Origin of the sequence: Burkholderia sp. USMB20 (assembly GCF_000949135.2) — a bacterium.
In the GTDB taxonomy this organism is placed as follows: domain Bacteria; phylum Pseudomonadota; class Gammaproteobacteria; order Burkholderiales; family Burkholderiaceae; genus Burkholderia.
The window spans coordinates 679,254-698,713 of sequence record NZ_JTAN02000019.1; the positions used below are offsets into that span (position 1 = coordinate 679,254).

11 protein-coding genes and 1 pseudogene are annotated in these 19,460 nt (G+C 59.3%); all 12 read right to left on the reverse strand.

Features of this window, described 5'->3' with window-relative positions; translation table 11 throughout:
* Positions 1 to 11 precede the first annotated feature (11 nt).
* Positions 12 to 1,892 (reverse strand): annotated as a pseudogene (locus PL79_RS27745) (polysaccharide biosynthesis protein).
* A gap of 12 nt (positions 1,893 to 1,904) precedes the next feature.
* A complete protein-coding gene (locus PL79_RS27750; RefSeq protein WP_044846279.1) occupies positions 1,905 to 2,921 on the reverse strand; it encodes an MraY family glycosyltransferase in 1,017 nt (338 codons plus the stop codon).
* 5 nt (positions 2,922 to 2,926) lie between these two features.
* Positions 2,927 to 3,892, reverse strand: a complete 966-nt coding sequence (locus PL79_RS27755; protein WP_044846312.1) for a UDP-glucose 4-epimerase family protein — start codon at positions 3,890 to 3,892, stop codon at positions 2,927 to 2,929.
* On the reverse strand, positions 3,889 to 4,734 hold the full coding sequence (locus tag PL79_RS27760) for a glycosyltransferase family 2 protein (RefSeq protein ID WP_044846280.1): 846 nt from the start codon (positions 4,732 to 4,734) through the stop codon (positions 3,889 to 3,891). The genes PL79_RS27755 and PL79_RS27760 overlap by 4 nt, the downstream gene beginning before the upstream one ends.
* A gap of 978 nt (positions 4,735 to 5,712) precedes the next feature.
* Positions 5,713 to 6,678 (reverse strand): methyltransferase domain-containing protein, encoded by a 966-nt coding sequence (locus tag PL79_RS27765; RefSeq protein WP_082088591.1) that lies wholly within the window; start codon positions 6,676 to 6,678, stop codon positions 5,713 to 5,715.
* Between the two features lie 39 nt (positions 6,679 to 6,717).
* Complete coding sequence (locus tag PL79_RS27770) at positions 6,718 to 7,809, reverse strand: hypothetical protein (RefSeq protein WP_135801157.1); 1,092 nt, start codon at positions 7,807 to 7,809, stop codon at positions 6,718 to 6,720.
* 17 nt (positions 7,810 to 7,826) lie between these two features.
* Complete coding sequence (locus PL79_RS27775; protein ID WP_082088592.1) at positions 7,827 to 11,432, reverse strand: rhamnosyltransferase WsaF family glycosyltransferase; 3,606 nt, start codon at positions 11,430 to 11,432, stop codon at positions 7,827 to 7,829.
* 314 nt (positions 11,433 to 11,746) lie between these two features.
* Positions 11,747 to 12,010: a hypothetical protein gene (locus PL79_RS27780; RefSeq protein WP_135801158.1), complete on the reverse strand. Its 264-nt coding sequence runs from the start codon at positions 12,008 to 12,010 to the stop codon at positions 11,747 to 11,749.
* A 439-nt stretch (positions 12,011 to 12,449) separates the two neighbouring features.
* On the reverse strand, positions 12,450 to 14,216 hold the full coding sequence (locus PL79_RS27785; protein ID WP_193759884.1) for a glycosyltransferase family 2 protein: 1,767 nt from the start codon (positions 14,214 to 14,216) through the stop codon (positions 12,450 to 12,452).
* A gap of 103 nt (positions 14,217 to 14,319) precedes the next feature.
* Entirely contained in the window at positions 14,320 to 17,835 is a 3,516-nt protein-coding gene (locus tag PL79_RS27790) for a glycosyltransferase (RefSeq protein WP_193759885.1), read from the reverse strand.
* A 58-nt stretch (positions 17,836 to 17,893) separates the two neighbouring features.
* Positions 17,894 to 18,646 (reverse strand): ABC transporter ATP-binding protein, encoded by a 753-nt coding sequence (locus tag PL79_RS27795; protein WP_044846282.1) that lies wholly within the window; start codon positions 18,644 to 18,646, stop codon positions 17,894 to 17,896.
* 9 nt (positions 18,647 to 18,655) lie between these two features.
* A complete protein-coding gene (locus PL79_RS27800; protein WP_044846283.1) occupies positions 18,656 to 19,438 on the reverse strand; it encodes an ABC transporter permease in 783 nt (260 codons plus the stop codon).
* Between the last annotated feature and the right edge of the window lie 22 nt (positions 19,439 to 19,460).

A 19,460-nucleotide genomic window follows, 5' to 3' on the forward strand; every position in this document is an offset into this window, starting at 1 on the left:
TCCGCGAGCGCTCATTCGTTCGATACGGCTCGCGCCATCGGCACGCTCTGCAGCACCGGGGCGACGGTCGTCTGATATTCCGGCACCCAGCGCCGCAGATCCCGACGCACCTCGTCGTCGCTCAGCACGCGGTGCTGCATCAGCCACGGCAGCAGCTCGTCGAGCAGATGGTCTGGCACTTCCCGGGCCCGCGCGATTCGCAGCTTCGGATGCGGCGTGCGCGTGGTCGTCTCGTCATCCGCGAGCAGTTCCTCGTAGAGTTTCTCGCCCGGACGCAGCCCCGTGAATTCGATCCGGATCTGCCCTTCCGAGAAGCCGTAGAGACGGATCAGATCGCGCGCGAGATCCACGATCTTGACCGGCTCGCCCATGTCGAGAATGAAGATCTCGCCGCCGTGCCCCATGCTCGACGCCTGCAGCACGAGTTGCGACGCTTCCGGAATCGTCATGAAGAAGCGCGTGATCTCGGGATGCGTGACCGTCACCGGGCCGCCCTTCGCGATCTGCTGCTGGAACTTCGGGATCACGCTGCCGGCGCTGCCGAGCACGTTGCCGAAACGCACCGTCTCGAACTGCGTGCCTTCGCTCGTCTGCTGCAACGCCTGGCACGCCATCTCGGCGAGCCGCTTGCTCGCGCCCATCACGTTGGTCGGATTGACGGCCTTGTCGGTCGAAATCAGCACGAAATGGCGCACGTTGTGGCGGATCGCCGAGCGGGCGACGCGATAGGTGCCCAGCACGTTGTTGCGCAGCGCCTGCCACGCGTTGTGCTCCTCCATCAGCGGCACGTGCTTGTACGCGGCCGCGTGGAAAACGATATGCGGCGCATAGCGCGACATCACCTGGTCGAGCAGCAGCGAATCCTTCGCGTCGCCGATGATCGGTACGACGGGCTGGTCGGGGAAGCGCTCGCGCAGTTCCTCAGCGAGCCGGTACATCGCATATTCGGAAAGATCGAACGCAACCAGTTGCGCCGGCTTGAAGCGGAGGATCTGCCGGCACAGCTCGGAACCGATCGAACCGCCCGCGCCGGTTACCATCACGACGCGGCCGCGCAGCAGCGCCTCGACGTGCGGCGTGTCGATCGTGACGGCATCGCGTCCGAGCAAGTCCTCGAGATCGATATTGCGCACCTGCGACAGGAACCCCTGCCCCGGCATCAGCGCGGTCAGCGACGGCAGCACCATCGCCTTCACGCCGGCGCGCACGCACAAGGTCGCAACGCGGCGCTGTGTTTCAACGGATGCCGACGGAATCGCGATGATCGCGTATTCGACCTTCATCGCATCGGTCCAGTGCTTCAGGTCGTTGAACGAGCCGAGCACCTTGTACCGTAGATCTCGCGCCCCTGCTTGGTCGGATCGTCGTCGAGGAGGCCCACCAGACGCCATTCCCCGAACGCGACAGTTCGCGCGCGAGGCTCGCGCCGGCCGTGCCGGCGCCGAGCACGAGCACCGGCTTGCCTGCCCGACGAGCCCGCCGTACAGGTAGAACTCCTTCGTTGCGCGGTACAGCGCGCGGGCGCCGCCCATCGCGAGGAACAGCATCAGCGGCGACACGAGCAACACCGAACGCGGGATGATCGGCGACGGCTGGAACATCACGGCGCCGATCATCACGATCACGCCGCCGCCAATCACCGCCTTCGAAATCCGAACCAGGTCCGGAAGGCTCGCGAACACCCACAGGCCGCGATACAGGCCGAACACATGGAACATCAGCGCGTAGACCGGCAGCACCCAGACGAGCGCCGTCAGCGCGCCGCCCATGAAATCGGACGGAACGCTGCCGTTGAATCGGACGAGATAGGCGAACAACCACGCGGCGGTAACCGCCGTCAGGTCAAACAGGAAAGCGCTCAGCGAAAGCCATGATGCTTTGGATCGCAACATCGGCAGGAAACCTCAAGAGTTATTTTCGGCGGCCGACTGAAACCGGCGCCAGCGCATGTCGATTATCAGTCCGATACATGCCAGGACGCCGTACCACGCGAAGAACGACAGCCACTGCTGCAGTTCCGGGCGGCCCTTTGCCCACACGGCGACGATTATGCCTGCGAGCATGATGAGGTACCAATAAAGAGCGGTCCGGCGGTGACCTACGCCCGCCCGGACCATCCTTTGATAATAATGCTCCCGGTGCGCTTGCCAGAACTTTTCGCCACGTAACAGACGTCTCAAAAGTGTTACAGATGCGTCGGCGATAAAGGGCGCGAACACCAGCGCCGGGAACCAGATCGGCCAGACGCCGGCCCGCCAGCCCCAATAGCCGAGCGCACCAGCCAGGAATCCGAGCGGAATCGAACCCGCGTCGCCGAGAAACAGCCGGGCCGGATGGAAGTTCAGCAGCAGAAAGCCGAGTGCGGCGCCGGCGACGGCCGAGCCGGCCACGGCCAGATCCGGTGACGGCATCGGGCCGGTCAGCGCGGCAACCGCATATGCGCCGAAGCCGAACAGCGCCATGCCGCCCGCGAGGCCGTCGGCGCCGTCCATGAAGTTGTACAGGTTCGTCAGCCAGACCATCGCGAAGCCGATGCCGACCAGCAGCCACCACGGTGCGTCGGCCGGGAACACGGCGATCAGCGCGACGACCGCCGCGAGGTGCGCCGAGAACCGCACGCGGGCGGGCAGCCCGCGCCGGTCGTCGATCTGCGACATCGCGGCGAGTCCGGCGGCGGCGATGGCGATCAGCCACAAGTGCGGCGCCAGCGCGAGCAGCGCAACGACGCAAACCGGGACGATGCCCCATCCGCCGACGCGTGGCGTCGGCAGTGTATGGAGCGAACGGTCGTTCGGAATGTCGGTGGCAAGGCGCCACGCGAGGCCGGTCGCGAGCAGCATGCGCAGGATGGCCGTGGACGCGACGGCTGCGGCCAGCGCCACCGCGGCCGCTTCGGGCCACGTGGATATCGGGAGAAACATGGCGATTATTGTTGTGTGTCGCGCGAACGATACCATGCGGCCGTCGCTTCGAGGCCTTGTCTTGTCGTATAAGGCGGATGCCAGTCCAGTACGCGCGTGATCCGGCCCGTATCGAGCTGGAGGCTGCCGGTCAGACGGTCGATCACCGCACGGCGGCCGGTCAGTGCGCCGAGCGCCCGCAGCACGGAAGAAGGGACAGCGATCAGGCGCGCCGGCTTGCCAAGCGCATCGCCGACCAGGCGCAACAGGCCCGTGACCGACGGCGCGTCGTCGTCGGCGACGTGGAAGCATTCTCCGGCCGCGCGCGGATCGATCGCGCATCGCAGCAGTGCGTCGGCCAGGTTGTCGACGTAGACGATGCTGCGGCGTGCCGGGATGGAACCGAGCGGCAGCGGCATCCCGCGCGCAACCGCGTCCATCATGCGCAGGAAGTTGGCGCGGACGGTCGGACCGTAGACGAGCGGCGGGCGCACGACCACGACGTCGAGCCCGTTCGACGCACCGAATTGCGCGAGCTGCCGCTCCGCGCGCAGCTTCGAGCGGCCGTAGGCATCCTGCGGGTCGGGACTCGCCGCTTCCGACAGAGGTACCCCGCCGTCGCTCTCGCCGACCGCCTTGATGCTGCTCGCGTAAACGATGCGGCGCACGCCATGCTGGCGCGCGGCTTTGGCGAGACGCAAGGTACCGGCGACGTTGGTCGCGTCGAATGCGGCGTCGGGGTCTGGCGACTCGTCGCGCATCACGTGCACGCGTGCCGCGAGATGGATGACGCAGTCGGCGCCAAGATCCGTTGGCCATCCCTCGTCGAGGCCATCGAAATCGGCTGCGTCGTGCACCCATTCACGCACGCCTTCGATAGTTGCGCCCGGACGCCTCACCAGGGCGGTCACGGTATGTCCGGCCTCCAGCGCGCGGTGGCAGACCGCACGGCCGACGAAGCCGTTCGCACCGGTCACGACGAGATGACTCACCACAGCCTCCAGCCGAAACGGTTGTAGAACTTGAACGCGGATGCCGCGAACATGCGGATGTGCGCGAAGCCCTTGCGGGACGCGCCACCGCCGTGATGGATCACGCGGACCGACGGCACATACGCGACGCGCGCGACATCGTGCGTGCGCAGGCTGAGATCGTAGTCCTCGAAGTAGAGGAAATAGCGCGGGTCGAAACCGCCCAGTTTTTTCAGCACTTCGGTGCGGAACAGCATGAAGCAGCCGCTGACGATGGGTGGATCCCAGACGATGTCGTGATCGTTGATCACGTCGCGCATTTCGTAGTGGGAGAGGCGCGAACTGAATGGGACACGCAGTCGCGTTGGCAGAAACCCTCTGACGAACAAATCGAGCACTGTTGGATAGCGGCGACACAGAAACTGAACCGCACGGTCGTTGTCGCCGACATACGGCGCCAGCAAACCAAGATGCGGATGGCCATCGATGAAATGCAGCGCGCGCATCAGCGCATCGCGATCGAGATCGATATCAGGATTCAGGACGAGATGATAGCGACTGCTTGCCGCCGCAATTGCAATGTTATGCCCTCTCCCGTACCCGACGTTGCCATGTCCCGCAAGCATCGTGCAGGATACGCCAGCCTCCGCAAGCATCGCCGTTGCAGCCGAATCGCCACCGAAACCGCCGTTGTCGATCAAATACAAGTGTGCCGCCATGCCAGGCCTGGACAAGCGCACCATAGCGATCGCGTTGCTCAAACTCCGCAGCGTATCGCGCAGCTTTTCCAGATCAGGGTGATACACGACCACCGACACGGAAAGTTCTACATGCTTGCCAGAAAATGAATCAGTAACAGTCATCACAGCCAGTCGCCGCTCCACCCGAGGGCGACCTGCCAACGGGAAAGCCACTAGTGTGCTCAAAACCGTTCATTTGAGCAATCCCCCACATCAACCGCACGCGTTGAACGGTCGCGCCCAGTCTCGATCGTCACAAAAAATGAGATGCGAATAATCCATTAGCAGAACCAAAACACAATCACCCTTCACATTATTTGTATTGCCAACGATTTATAAACGACCAGATCTGACGCTCGGCACCGCCTTCATCGCCATACGCGATCGGCAACCAGCCGAGTCGCATTGGAAATGCGTGCTCGGACAGAGGCGACACACGTACCACTGGAAGTTGCTCGCTAGAACAGCTAGGGCGTTACACCGGGCGGAGTCGTGTATTCGAGCAACCCAATGGATCTGAACAAGGTCCGGGCCTGGTAAGGAAATTTCCGATCGTCGACATGAGATGCAATCGAACGCCGTCGCATCTCCGGGAATCGACCATCTGCCCCATGACTCGCTCGATCGAACCGCGACGATTCAAGAACTCACTCGATCGCACAACGAGGTCAATACATCAAGTGGAACGCGTTGAGCGAGAATATACAGAAGAGAAATGTCGGATCGATAAAGCCCTCGATGCGTCCAATCGACTACCAAAGACATTTCAATCAGTTTTCAGCATCAACGCGAGGCTGGGCAGCTCGAGATGAATGTGCGGACGTCGATGCTTGAGTCAATCCCGCTCCAACGACATCACCACCCCGCTGCGCCACCTTACAAGTCGATTAATTCGAGCATCGAAAAATCAATAACCTTCGCCTCTGGTTCGCAAATATTGCGTAACACTTGCGGATACGGAACCTCCTGCGAGAGACCTCGCAAGCGTACATCCGAAACCCTATCCGATCAGCGAGACACAAGACGATCAATGCCCGACTTCGGCTCCAGCAGGTCGCGGGTAGCCGCACACATTAGATGACGCGACACGCTTCCCAGAAATCATAATTTTTTGATCGCGCAATAGAATTCAATACAATCCGGAGCACAATCGAGAGTCGGCTGAGACCATATCTCCGAAAATTGCTGCACATTTCTCGAAACCCAATCAATTACCTTCATGAATGAATCATAGGTCCACACATGATAGTGAATCGGAAAAGCCTCCAGCCATCTAGCGAACCAATAATCCGCATATTCATTAGGATCGACCGGCATCGCCAACCTATAAAATTCCTTGAAATGCTCCCGATCGCTCTGTCGGCTCGGGCATTCGAAATCTTCAATCAAATGGCTCAATGTGGTCAGAGAGCGTTCACGATCGAATGTCCGCGTCATGTCGGGAATGACAAGTGACATCCATCCTCCTGATTTCAGCTTACGCATGCCTCGAACAATCGCACCGATCGGATCCGACGTATGTTCAATGACGTGACACGCGACAATGAAGTCGAGGCTCTCATCCGGAACGACACTCAAATTTTCGAAACTCGCGACCAGATCGGGCACAATCAGGTCACTTGGCACCTGGCCATCATAAAAATGATCGACAAGTTGATCCGCTGAAAATATATCGGCATATTGCACTTCGCAATCCAGCGGTACAGGCATTGGACTGGTCCCGGCCCCGATCTCGACCCCTCTCCCCGTGAGTTTCGAAACACATATTTCTCTCAAAGTAGCCGTACTGATTCGAGGTGGATTCCGCCAGTCGGCCTCACCCCATTGTCGGGCCACTCGCCTGCCCGGCTTGAATGCCTCGAGTATCGAGCCATCTACCTCTCGGACGTCAGTCGGCCACTCAAAGCCATTTTCCGCAAGCCACTGCGCATCCATGATCCAGTGACGGACACCACGATTGCAATAAAACACCCGGTCCCCGAAGCGGCTACTCTGCGCACGAAGCAGAATCCCCGGGCGCCTTGTGATCCGAAAGGCCGATTTCTGATGATCAGTCATCTCGAGCATGCCGTCTCCGCAATCAAGTCTACTATGATTCCCGCACTTTCAGCGCTTTAATTGCCGTCGAAACTCACGACGTCGCTTCAGTCGCGCCGGCAACTGAAACGTTACGGTCCAATATATGAGCTTTATCATGTTTCGAGCAATCAACTTCAAATTCGGCCATCGTGTCCCAAGTACCCGAATCGGCGCCGTCATTCGCCAGCAAGTCGACGATTGCATTGCGCGGAGTTGGGCCATTGCCACGTCCAAATCGCGCTCGGCCTTTACCGTTCTCTGTACCAATTCCTCGAGTCCGAGGTGCAATTCCGCGTCTTCATTTTGCGTCAAGCATTGGGACCTTAAAGATGCGGCAGTCAAGGTAGCGGAATTCAGAACATTCGATAGATTATGTTCTACAACAGCCAGCTCTCTCTCAAGAGACTGACAACGCTCCGTTAGCGATGCTACCTCTCGTTCCGACGCCGCCCTCATTACCTCGATGCGAGCGCTTGCATCCACCTCCTTTGTCAACACTACGTTTAACTGCTTGACGAGCATTTCCTGACGGCGCGAACGGTCGACAAGATTCAGTTGTCGAGCAAGGTCGATATGATCGACATGCATATCGGATGTTCGCTCAAAAAGGAACGCACCGACGCCCAAATAACCGGCATCATACGTCAAGACAGGATAATAGCTCTCCTTCGCCAACTCTTGCACCAATTTCAGCGGAGCCGCAATTTCAGCGTCCGAACCGAATATTGGCGCAAACAAAAACCGATTCGCCCGACGCAAAATTCCGACGGCATCACTGGAAAGCACACCTGATGCGAGCAGGTTTGCCTCGAGCCAAATTACAAGCTCAGGTTGCGAATTTTCGCAAACAGTCGCAGAACAAAACGGCCTCACGTCAAGACGCACATTTTGCAAGTACTCGTCCCCCCCGACGACACCGCTCGCCTCGACACCGCGATCCCAGAGTGCCTCGATCAGAAGACCGGCCCATCGACCGACAACAAGCACCCTGCTTGGAGTAAAACTCCGCACAACGTTCTCAGCCGCCCGCTCGAAAAACACGAAAGCCTCTGCGTTCCGCTCCGCGAGAGCTGGTCTGAAGTCGTGTAACGTTACATCGCTAGAAGTCATTTCAATCATTACCGATCAAGAGCACGTTATATAAATTCAGCTTGCGCAAGCAAGTCGCACACCTTGGCGCAAGTCCGTCCCCAATCACTGTATTGCTCTTTCACCAGCGTAGCCCCTTGTAGTGCAGTTGTTACGCGGTAATCCTCATCATCGATAGCCTTACGCAGCGATGCGACAATATCGCCTCTTACCACCTCGAATAAACTACAATTTTCCCCATCACGCAAAAGCCAAGAAGTATAGTTATTTCGATTAGTCACGACATGTGCCCCACATGCCATCAGTTCGAATGGCAAATACGACGGGTGACGTGTTGACATGGCTACCAGTCCAATATCGACCGCGCGGTAGAGCACTCCAGTTTCCTCGTACGACAGGAGCCCAAGATGCCGAATGGTTCCTACCAATCCGTACTGCGCGGGATCCCACTCCGCACCCGCTGTGACGATATCGACTTTATCGCCATATTCGTGTTTGATATCACGCAATGCGGCAATAAGTACCTCAAAGCAATTGCGCGGATGTCCCGGTCGGGCATAACAAAAGATGGTGACTGGATCCGTCGGCAGACGCTCGGGACGTCGAGCATGGAAAACTCGCGGATCTGTCGCGGGAACAAAATGATTGGCATGACCGCCGAACTCGCGATAGGAATTTGCAAGCGAAACCGTGTTGCAAATCGCGCGGAAGCCAAATCGATATGTTGCCTCCACCATCGCGCTCAACGTGCCTGCAGGATAAAACAATGGCTCCCAATCCTGCAGAAAATAAAACTTCCGGCGCGCGGCTGCGAGTCGGAGTACCGGAAGCGCCGTAATCCAAAGCGTAGCGATCGCCGCGTCTACGCTCTCGAGCGGCGGCACTTCGTCGAGGCTGCGTGTGATGTGGATCTTAGCCTTGTCTGCTAACGCGGGGAATGCACGTCCAATGCACGCGGCATATTTTTCAGGACGATCGCCGCCAACGACCACAAAATTTTGCTCGATACCACGCTCGCGCAACGCAAAATCTGCCACCCGGAAAATCGTGTGCAAGCCGCCATAGAACGGATTATCGAAATCCGGAACGAACCAGGCCATGCTTCGCAACGGCCCGGCCTCCGACGCGGCGACGCCGTCAATTGATCGACGCACGTCTTCCCGATCAAAGGTAAACGACTCGGCAAACATGCGTGCCTCAGCCGCATAGTCGTGAAACGCTGCAACAGCCTTGTTGGTCGGAAACTGAATCTCGCCCGACGCGCTCATTTCAAGGGCCGAATGAAAGTACGGATCACCGTTCGGATATTTAGCCACAACGCTTCCGAACCTGCTCTCAGCAGAATAAAGGCGCTCAAATACCCCCGGCTTCTGTGTCGAAAATTCGGCAAACGGATTCAACAGCAAGCGGCCATAACCACCGAGCGTCGCTCGCAGGCAAAACGCGAGATCCGGTTGAGTACCCGGCTCGGCACTGCTGAAAGGTCCGATAGAATTCCACAGTGCTTTTCTAAACGCGAGGCACGTCGCAGGCGCCGCGAGTGCGTTCCGGTACCACGTAGCACTTCCGAACATGCCGAAATACGCGCGTGGTTGCCCACGCAAAAATGGGCGAGCGATTCCGCGCTCAAAAATACGGCCGAAATCAATCAATCTCCCGACTTGATCAATCGATTTCCCGCCGACAAGCGCAATTGCCGGATTCTGTAGCGGGCCTATCAACTCTTCGAAAACCGAATCGGAGCGCGGCACCGCATCGGCATCCACGATTACAATGACTTCTCCCGTTGCGCGAGCGATGGCCTCGTCCAGTTCACGCCCCCGCGCATCGATCATCACCGGAATAACCTGGAACGCACTCCTTGCTCCAAGATGCTTTATCTCGGTTGAAATTTCGCCTTCCGACAAAACAATCAGCGTGACTGAAGGCTGCCATTGACTACTCCAGTTGATATGGATATCGCTTCCATCCAGATCGGGCGTCGCCCCCGGCCACCCGGCCTCGGGAAGATATTTCGCGAGCGTCTGAAGTTGCCCTTTTGCCGCGTAAGGCTTCACCGCCAGCCCACCCGATGCAACCGATGTGGGCGCTTGGCGCCAGTGATAGAGAATTCGCGGGATATGCTTGACCTTACCCTCGCGGCCAATCACGCGCAGAAAGATGTCCCAATCTTGGGCCCCGTCAGTATCGGGATCCCACCCGCCAATCTCTCGCAGCCGATCGATGCGCATCGCCGTGATGTGGGTGAGATAATTCGCGTTAAGCATGATATCCGGTGACCACTGCGGCTTGAAGAGCGGCATCAAGTGTTGCTGTCCCGTGACATCGACTTGATCCTTGTCCGAATACAGCAACGTGACCATAGGATCATCATTTAAGGCACGCGCCAATTCAAAAAGAGCGTTGTGTGCCAATGTGTCATCGTGATCGAGCAGAACCGCCCAATCTCCGCTCGCGAGATCGAGCGCGGCGTTTGAGTTACGGGCGATGCCACCGTTCGAATCAAGCACTTTGACCTTGATGCGCGGGTCTTGTGTCGCATGCTTCTGAATGCATTCCAGCAAATCGACACTACCGGGATCACCGAACGCAAAGCACAGCTCCCAGTTTTCGTAGCTCTGCGATCTGACAGATCTGATAAGCTCATCCATCCAGTCCACTTGTGTCCTGTAGACTGGCACAAGAATGCTGAACTTCGGAGTGCAGGACAGTGAGCCACTCATCCGTCTCTGTAAAATCAGCTCGCTTGGCGTGACAGTTCTATGCTCTCGCCAAGTCGCGAAATCCATTTGATTCGTAGACGCGGGGGCGTGTTGCAACGGCACCAAATCCAGCGCCTTCACCAACTGATCGATCTCCGCGATACGTGCCGCGACCTGCTTCGTTAGATCGATAGTATGCACGCCATTCAAACCCCTGATTTCGCCAGCAACACGCGACTGAAGTTCCTGTAGCTCGCTTTGACGCTGCTTCTTCAAAGCATCGCGCTCTTCACCGAGACGGCCGATCCGCTGCTCCCGTTCGACCAACGCCATTTTCAGTCGAATATATTGCGCAAACAATTGAAGCACCGCGGCTTCCGGAGGCACCTCAGCGCGCTTGAGCACCATTGCGTGCGGAGCCAGGAAGCTCGCATCAAATAGGAAATCCGGTGCAAAACCTCGTTCTGCGAATCGATTCAACCAATATATGGTCGGCCTCACATTGATGTGAGTCGGCTCGGTGAGGTCGGTCGGCGACGAAGAAAACAATATCGTTGATGTCGCCTCGGAAATACGGTCAATTGCTTCCAGCGCCGCTTCCTCGGGAAGATGCTCGAGCACCTCGATGCATGTCACCAGATCGTAAGTACCGGGAAACGGTTCGGTTATCGAGCCCACCTGGCAGTTGGCCGATATGTCGCTTCGAACCTTTGAAATCGCGAAGCTCGAGATATCGCGACCAAATGCTTCGACCCCTCTATCCCAAAGCGATTCGACGAGAAAACCGTGTGCACATCCCGCATCGAACACGGTCCTTGGCTGCAGGCCGCGAATCAGTTCATCCGCGACTCTTCCAAAAAAATTGAGCCAATGAGCACTTCTCTCGTATGGCACCGTACCGCAGTGACTTGAATAATACTCCGCGCCGTAGAGTGCTTCGCTCATATCCATCGGTTAATGCCCCTCGCTTCGTCAGGAACGAATTTTTAGCCGTTGACCATGGCACACTGCTGTCAGTGCCATGGTCGTTTCAATCGATCAGACAGCTCAGTCATATTAAGCCACTTCAAAATACCGCCCAAACCACCTGGTGAACTATGGATTTGCCTCGCCGGGGAGCCTCTCCAGTGCGCGTGGTTCAAAACAGTAGCCACCGGAGGCAATGCCGTTGCTTCGATCGCACTGTGCCTCGTGTCAAGCACTTCGATTGAGTTTGGATTGCCAGGCTGATCGCGGCCTGCCCTACGGACACGCCACGCGCACCATCACGACAACGATTGCGCGCCGAATGAAATGTCCGTGGGCTCGCCACTGAAGCTCACCAGCGTCATGCCAGCGCTGCACGACAGCCACGCACGCCACATCGCCAGCGGCCATTTAACAATCCTTGTCATCTCGGGCGGCTGGTGGACACCCCATCCATCAAGCCAGTCTACGAAAAAACCAACCGTTGGTCTATCGAACGCCGCTGGCACGCCGAGCAGTGTGGCGCGCTGGACTGCATTGGGGGTTTGTCGCGAAAACGTCATATGAAGTTCCGCGGACTACTGGTCGAGCCACATCTCGAAACAGCAGTGGACTCTCACAGCGTTCGGGTAGTCTGTGGCGGATGCGCGCGTCCGATAGATGACGCAGCCGCTCGGCACCGCGTCATACGTACGCTGCTTGATCTCGCTTCTTTGCGCCGCGTTCACGACATGGCAGGTCAACCGCCGTGTAACCTTCCCGTGTTCTCATGGACGCTCGGCGTGACACGAATGGTTCGAATATCTGCTCGCGATGGCTGTGGGCGGTACATGCGACTATGCGAGCTGCATGCTGATCATCAGACTCCCGCATACAGGATCGTTCGTACCACTTATCACAATCGCGGGAGCTCGTTAGCAGCAGCAATCATCAACTTCGCGAGTGCAAGGCAATGGGGAGTCTGCAACGGACCCCGAAACGACCCGACTGACCGAACTCGAATCACGAAAAGACTGTGACACGCGGCGGATACGCATAGTCGAACTCCGCAGCGCTGCCCGTCAGGCTCAGATTGGGGCTATAGCACGATTCACGCACTGCTTCCCCGACGACCAGGTCGTCGACGAATTGCCACTGCCTGCGCGACGTGTCGCGAAACGCGGCCCGCGGCACGATCAGGTTTCGCATGCCGGTTTCGATCATTCGCATCGACAGGTCGACATTCCATGCACGCGCCGAATCGAACCGCAATCCGCCGGCGGCACGCACGCGATCAACCCTCGCGACGACGCATGCAGCAGGAATCGACGATACGGCATGAGTCAGCACCTGCCAGCCAAAATAGCCGAAGTCTCCGACTCCATCACCGGGCAGCGCCGGAACAGCTCGGCCGTGCGAGGTCATCACCTGTCCGGCAGCCCGCACGGCGCCCGTCGCGTCGAACAGCACCGGCCCCGTCAGGCCGACACCGGGCTGCATCGCGTGGCCAACCAGCCAGAGCAGCCAGTTCCGCTCGATCGGCATCGCGCGCGCATCGATGATGCAGACGATATCGTGCCCCTCCAGCAGTCGCTCCATGTCGCAGATTTCACGCACATCGGCAACTGAAACCGTCCGCGCCAGTTCGTCAGTCAGCGACAACGCAGCGTTTCGCCGCACCAGCGTCACATGAACGTTCGTATAAGCGGTTTTCGACACCAAATCTGACAGATACGTGGCCATATCCGCGTCCCGGCTGTCGCCCGGCAGGACCACGACATGGACCCATGGCGCCGGCTCGGGGAGCGCATGGTCGATGCGAATGAACGGGAAATCGCGGGACGGCGGCACGATTGTCGCGTCCACTCCGGTCGCGGCAAGATGGTCGGTAACTGCCCGGACGTACGCATCAACCGCGTATGGCTTTTCCGCGATGCTGACCGCCGTGCTCCCCTCGATTGTCCGCCAGTGGTACAGCACGTGTGGAATATGCACGATGTGCGAAGGAGCGACGACGCGAGCACATCGCAACACGAGGTCGTGATCCTGGCTTCCCTCGAGTCCACGGCGAAATCCCCCGACCGCTCGAACGATATTCGTGTCGAACACGCCGAAGTGCGAAAAGAAATTCTGCTGGACAATCAACTCAGGATCCCAATCCGCCTTGAAATAGGGCGTACTGCGCCGCCCTGCTTCCGAAATCTTGTCCTCGTCGCTATAGAACAGTTTCGCTTCAGGATATGCGTTGATGTAGCGCGCGACGACGGCAAGTGCGTGGCTCGGCAATACGTCGTCGTGGTCCAGCAACGCGATGAATTCGCCCGTCGCGAGTTCCAGCGCGCTATTGCTCGCCTCGCAAATATGCCCGTTGCGCGCCCTGTATGCGACTCGGATGCGCGAATCGCGTGCGGCGTAACGCTGGAGAATGTCGCGGACATGCGGCTCCGGAGACGCATCGTCCGCAAGGCAAAGCTCCCAGCGAGGATAGATTTGCTCAAGTACCGACTCGATCATCTCGGCGAGCAACGACGCCGGCGTGTTGTACACCGGCACCACGATCGAAATCAGCGGGGACGCAGGCAGCCTTCTTACCTCTGCCTCGAGTGTCGCGCGCTCTCGGGCTCCGCACGTGTCGTAGCTGGCGATCCACTTTTGATATCGCGCATCCCGTCGCAACACACGCACGATCTTACGCACCGCGCCCTTGACCCCCTGCCGGCGCACGGCTGCCATGACCGTGGCCGCACGCCTGCTGATCGAAAGGCGCACGGATGCCATCCGGGCAAGCATTGCATTTCCCGCAGCACGCCTGCTCACCATGCCTCCAGACCGCACTCGCAATGCCCGACGCCCGACCACCGCTTTCCGGCGTAGCGACAGCACTCCGTCGCCATCATCGCGCCGGTGCCTGCGGGATGGACTGATGCTGTGAAACGGCCTGTTCGATCAGGCGACCAAGTTCGCTCGCCTGATCGTCGAATTGCCGGATCCGGTCGGCGTACGGATTCCGATATCCGTCGAGACGCGAAGGATCGGCCAGCAGGCGACCGATGGCCTTTTCAAGTGCCGGCCCCGTGTCGTCGAGCGGAATCACATCGCCGTTCTCGCCCGGAACGATATCCTCGCTCAAGCCGCCGGCGTCCGTCGCAATCACCCAGACGTTACGTATCAACGCCTCTCGCACGGACAGGCCGAAGCTCTCCATACATTGCGTCGGACAGAGCAATACATCGATTTCATTGAAGAACGTGTCGATGCTTTCCTGCGTGTATGCCGGCACGATCTCCAGCTCCCCGGGAATCGACCAGTCGACCGGATCGATCGAGCGACGGCCGAGATTCAGCACATTGTCGACAACGCGAAGCCGGTAATTCGTATAGGGCAACTGCTTGAATGCAGCCTTGATCAGATGCGAGCCCTTGATCGGCGTCTCTCCCCCGACATATCCGAACCTCACCGCCCGCTCACCGGATGAGCGAGGGATAGCGCGCGGCGCGGGCGCCATGATGCCATTCTTGTTGAGTGCGATCCTGGCCGGATCGAATCCGTTCTCGATAAACAACTGCCTGAAGTACTCGCTCGGCACGAGCAACAACGCCGCCCCTTCCAGGACATCGCGCAACCGCATCTGGCGATACCCGTTCAGCGCCGGGTTGTCGACGCACGTCGCGCAGACGTTGATGTCTATCTTGCGCTGGTTGCAGAATCGATTTTCGCCCGTGATCATGAACTGCCGACCGCAGATCCACCATGCATCATGCAATGTCACGACATACGGAATGTCCTCGTCCTGACACACTTCGGCGATCTGGGCGCCGATGCCCTGGATGCTGTGCAGATGCACGGCATCGGGCCGTATCGCGCGCACGGCTTCCCTGAACGGTGCCAAGGAATGCGGATTCTCGAATCCGAACGACGGATCGCTCTCGCCCGGCAGCCCCATCGCAAATACGCCGCCCGCCGTCGCATCGTAGCGCTTCAGCTTGTAGGCCGGCACGTCGCTGGTGGGCAGTGACGAAAACATGAAATACTCGAGTGCACCGCTTCGATTCAGACGCCGCGCCATTTCCTCCGCCACGACCGTCGCACCGCCGAAGCGCCGCGGTTCGAAATAGATGTTGACGCCAAGTACTCGCAGCTTGCGCTGTGGCGACCGATAACCGGCCAGTAAAGGCAGCACTTGATGTCGCGCGATCGGCTCGGGAGCATAATCGTCGTGCACGTGCTGGAACGCTCGTTCGGCCATCCGCTCGCGCACCGCCCGATCGTCGATCAATGCGAGCAATGCTCGCTCCCAGGCAGCCGAATCCGCCGCCAGGAAACCCGTGTCGCCGTCCACGATTGCCGTACGGAACGCTGCGCTGGGCGAGCAGACGGACGGCAGCTTGATACTTGCCGCCTCGAGATACTTGATGTTCGATTTGGCGTCGTTGAAAACGTTGTCTTCGAGCGGCGCGATGCTGATGTCCGACTCTGCCAGCCGTTTGAGATACGTTACGTAGTTCGACAGCGGCAACCGTTCGACTTGGGCCATGACGTCGCTGAAATCGTCCGGCAAGTTGAGTTCGCCGAGGATACGCAGGCGGACGTTCGGCCTGGCTGCCAGCACACGCTTGATCGCGGCGGCAGCCTCGCGAAAATCGGCGTCGTGCGTTTTGGTCCCGGAACCGTACGCGATCCGCGCCAGCCCATCATCCTTTTTCGGTGTGTTCGCGATGGCGGTCGCAACGCGAATCGTCTCTTCGTCGAGCGCGTTTTCGATCACGTACACCTTGGGCACCCCGGCTTCCCGCATTGCGTCCGCAAGACCCGACGTCGACGCGATACCGTAATCACACGCGAGCATCGCCGCGCGATAGAGCGGCACTCCCGCCAGCACGCCCTTGCGGGTTTCCGCATCGACCTTGTCGAGATTCGAGTTATGCAGATACTTCTCCGCATCGAAAATCAGGTCGTCGACTTCCCAGAACGTCGTCAACCCGAGCGCCTTCGCCTCCGCAATCAGTTCGAGCGGCCCCGGAAAACCCGGGACGCGGTAGAAAATCGCAATCGAATGCGTCTGCAGCAGACTCTTCGCATTGTCGATATCGCTCCAGCTGACGACCGAGCAATCAAAGCCCAGCGCCTCGATCATCCTCTGTTTTTGCGTCACGCGATATTTAAGGCATTGAGGAATGCTCATCTCCGCGATGAGCAGCACCCGCAACGCCAGATTGCCTTGCGCAGGTCGAGCAGGCGGCAGATCGAACAGCGGTGTCGAATGCATGCCGGGTACGGCGGCCAACAACGCGCGCAGGCCATGCTCCTTTCGCGCACCGACGATTTTTTGCAGTGTCGCGGCGACGCCCCGCGTCCGGACGGACGTACCCACGATTGCCGACAGGTTCTTCACCTTCGACACCACTCTACGGGGGCCGCGCATGGATCCGACGGCAGCCCGCATCGGTCCCGTGATGCGCCAGGACGTCGAGCCGCGCAATGCGTTGACCTCTGTTCGAGCCTGCCGCAACTGCTCGTTCGCAAGATACGCGCTGCGCGCTTCGGATTTCAGTCGACGTGTCAGCACGTCGAGCCGCGTACGCTGCTTGTCGACCGTCGCCTGCAATATGCCGATTGCGTCGGCGCCGCGAACCGGAACACCCTGGTCCGCGCCGACGCGCACCATGCCTGCACGTTCATTCTGGCCGAATCGCTGCATGACCGCATCGCCCAGATGCGCGTAGAGGCCGGCAATATACTCGGCACGCGCTCCTGATTCGAACAACGGGCGCAGCCGGTCAGGATAACGTTCGCCGACAGCGACGACGCCGAGCCCCGATCCATGTGCGAATTCGAACGACGGATAGCGCGTGCGCAACACGGTCCAGAGATCGCGCGTGCCATTGCCAGCGTCCCGCTGCGTGCCATGGAGCAGCACGATCCCGTCCGGCGCGAGCTTGGGCAACCATGCATCGAAAATCCGACGGACGTCGCCGTCCTCGGGCGCAGGATCGATATGAAGCAGTCCTATCGTCTCATCGGCAACGCTCGCGCACGCGTCATCCAGTGTCGAGCACGCAAGTGCCGAAAACGTCGCGTAATGCCGCGCATGATGCGCGTGCAGAGCCTGGCGCTCGGACGCCGCACGCGCAGCCGGCAACGCGCCGTCACGCAGTTCACAAAACGCGCTGCAGCGAGCGGACAATCCGAGATCGCGAATGGCCTGGCACCAAACCGAATAGCCGAAGCCATCGCGCATCCCCCACTCGACGACGACAGCTGGCCGTACCGCGTCAATCAGCCAGAAGCCGAACGGCGCATGCACCCGCCATGCCGATGCAATCGTGAGCTCCGGCCACCAGAGCGAAACCGGCGAAATGGGCAGATCACTGCAGCCATCCGCATCGAGTCGAGTATTTCCCAGATTCATTGCATCCATCTCAAGCAGAACGCGGTGCGCGGCAACTATCTTGCCCTCACCACAACAATCAGACGCCGACTTGCGCCTCGTATGCTGACACGACTTCTTCCACCGCTCCGAATGCCCGCACCCGACCACGCTCCATCCAGAGTGCCTTATTGCAGACGCGGCGGATTTCATGATTCGAATGCATCGCCAGCACGACGATTTCGGCCCGGCTATGCAAATCCGCGAGCCGCTGCTCAGCCTTATGCATGAAGGCCGCATCGCCGACACCCATCACTTCGTCGAGCAGCAGGATCTCGGCATCGACCGCCGTCGAGACGGCAAACGCGAGACGCACACGCATACCGCTCGAATACGTCCGAATCGGCAGGTCCAGATAGTCGCCAAGCTCGCAGAAGTCGGCAATCTCCCGTTGCTTCTCACGAATCTCCGCGTCGCTCATTCCCAGCAGCAGACCGCGCAGCCGGATGTTCTGGAGTCCCGTAGAGTTCTCATCCATCCCGAGGCTGATGTCGAGCAGGGGAACCACCTTGCCGCTGCGGGCTACCGTGCCCGCCGTCGGAGGATAGATGCCGGCCATCGTTCTCAGTAGCGTCGATTTGCCGGCACCGTTGTGGCCGATCAGGCCGATCCGGTCACCGCTCTCGAGGCGCAAATCGATGTTGTCGAGCGCACGCACGACAATCACGCCGTCGTTGTCTTCCGCGATCGTGTTGCGGCGCCCCATGCGCAGAACCTGACGTTTCAGCGAGCGTCCCTGCACATCGTAGATGGGCAGATCCAGCGTCGCCCCTTTCAGTTCGATAAAAGCCATTTGGCGACCTCACACCCAATACGGAATACGTTTCAGAAACCGACCGGTCAGCGTCAGCGCAATGGGCCATCCGATCAGCGCCATTCCAATCGTCACGCCCCACGTCAACGGCGGAGAAATCTGGCCGATCAGCGGATCGCGGACGATGTCCAAAAGGTAGGACAGCGGATTCCATTCGACGATGAACGAATACCGGTTCAGGGATGACGGGCGGTAGATGATCGGAGTCACATAGAAGGCGACCTGAATCAACGCGCCGATGATCTGCGGCAAATCGCGGAAGCGCGCGGACAGCAGACCCGCAATCATCGCGATCCAGATGGCATTCAGCATGTAGACGATCAGCCCCGGGATCACGAACGGCAGCGCCTCCCAGTTCTTCACGCCGAAGATGACCAGCAGCAGCAGCACGATCACGAAGTTGTGCGCGAGCACGATCAGGTTGCGCCACGCGACCTGCAGGATATAGATCAGCTTCGGCGTAGCGGCCTGCCGGATGTAGGTGCCGCTGTTGATATACGCGACGCTGCCCTCCAGAATCGTCTGCGAAAATACGCCCCACATCACGAGGCTGCTCGCAAGAAACGGCAGGTAGTCGCTCATCTTCTGTCCGAACAGCGTGCCATACACGACGCCGATCGAACCGATGACCACACCCATGCTGATCGTGAGCCAGAACGGCCCGACGCGTGACCGCGCATAACGCTGACGGACCTCCAGCCAACCCAACAATGTCCAGAGCCGCCAGGACACGACGCTCTGCTTGAGGTCACCGAATGCGAGATTAAACATGCGAGATTTTTGAATCTGTCAG